Origin of the sequence: Acinetobacter sp. YH12039 (genome assembly GCF_013420015.1) — a bacterium.
Classification (GTDB): domain Bacteria; phylum Pseudomonadota; class Gammaproteobacteria; order Pseudomonadales; family Moraxellaceae; genus Acinetobacter; species Acinetobacter amyesii.
Window position 1 is genome coordinate 1 of record NZ_VOZA01000117.1, and the last position, 1,680, is coordinate 1,680.

General features: G+C 35.4%; 1 protein-coding gene and 1 pseudogene. Both read right to left on the reverse strand.

From position 1 onward, the window contains the following. On the reverse strand, positions 1 to 360 hold a 360-nt coding region (locus FTT98_RS17665; protein ID WP_180177617.1), incomplete at its 3' end, for a replication initiation protein. A gap of 711 nt (positions 361 to 1,071) precedes the next feature. Next, a pseudogene (locus FTT98_RS17670) lies at positions 1,072 to 1,680 on the reverse strand (mobilization protein (MobL-like)); the annotation flags it as partial.

The window sequence follows — 1,680 nt, forward strand, 5'->3', positions numbered from 1 at the left end:
TAGAACGATTTCAGGGAAACGTATAGCTATCCCTCCGTCTTCATAAGTGCAATCAATCACCCAATTCGACAGCACCTTTTTTCCTCTTTCATTGTTATAAGAGAAATTTCTTTTAAGTAGATTCTTGCTGGCTAGTTCTAACTGCGTATATGCGGAATGCGTTTTAATGCCACATTCTCTAGCAAACTCTTCTGCCGTAATCATAATTCGGTCTTTTTCAGTTGCATCAGTGGTTCTAGCAATTGGGCTAGCAAGTATTAACATTCGTTTTTCATCAATGTTCATACTCTTAAAGCATTCTTGAACATTGTTTTGCATAACAACCCAGCTCAGAGGATATGTTTTTTTATTTTCGTCCATATAACTACAACCCCAAAAAACTAACTAACTACATTGGTATTTATGTAGCTTAAACATACATTGTCGTTTATTTTTTGACTACTATTTTTGTAGTTTTTTAACAAAACTACAAACTTTTTCTTGTAGTTTAATGTCCGGTAAAAGTAGTTTCTATGTCCGGTAAAAGTAGTTTTTTAAGTCCATTTTGTCCGGCATTTGTAGTTTAATGTCCGGTAAAAGTAGTTTTTTAAAGTCTGAAAGCATTGCTAGGCGTGGTTTATAGGGGGGTCTAAAAGCTTTTAAAAGCTTTTTAAAAGAATAAAAGGGAATTTATTTCCAAAGTGAGTTATTAAAACTGCCCTTGGTACTCGCTAAAGCTCGTACTCTATTGAAGCTCGTTTCACTCGCTTCGTGGGGGGCAGTTTTTTGCATATATGATCAAGGATTCAAAAAGCAAAACATGAATAATGCATTCGCTATGCTCATGCTTTTTGACGAGCAAAAGCATCAATACTTCGCTCGTAGACACTCGCTAATCACTGTCCCCAGTAATTCAATAAAAAACGGTTTTTCAGAGGGGGAATAAGCAAACTTTCGTTGTGTCGCTCGTAGATACTCGCTAAAAGGCTCTCATTTGCGTTCTAAGCGATTTTATTTTTATCAACTATAGTTTTACTGTATTTCTATCAAAAGTCGCTAAAACCCCCGTTTTTTTGCGCTTAAATGGGATTTCTAAGGCGTGTAGTCATGGTTATTGTCATTTTCTGGCTTTTTAGGCTCATTTCTCTGCTGTTTTTCTTGTTCTTGGCGTCTTACAAATGCCAAATGTTCTTGTTGCTCTCGTTCTTGTGCATAGCGTTGTTCTTGTTGCTCTCGTTCTTTACGTAACTGCTGTTCTCTAGATTCACGATCTTTTCGGTCGTTTTCGAGCTGTATTGCTCTTTTTTGGGAAAACTCTTGCTGCGCTTCGGTCTCAATTTTTTTTGTAAAAGCCGCATGCAATTCTTGGATTTTTAGATCTTCCATTTCTTCTGCATATAGTCGCTTTTGTTTTTCACCATTTTGAGGACTAAAGTATTTATTTCCATAGTTATCTTCTTCAAATATATAACTATTTATGATCTCCAGTCTTTGATCGCGTACATACTCTTGATACTCAGTTTCTCTGCGTGATATTTCAGAAATTTGATGATCTATATTTGAAATTTGATCATTAAGTTTTCGTTGTTTAACAGTGATGTTCGGTTCGTCAAATTTTGCAAAAGACTTTTTAGGCTGGAGCAGCTGATTTTCTTCTGTCCATTTATTTAAATGATCAGAATATCTCTCTTTTTTTTCTAT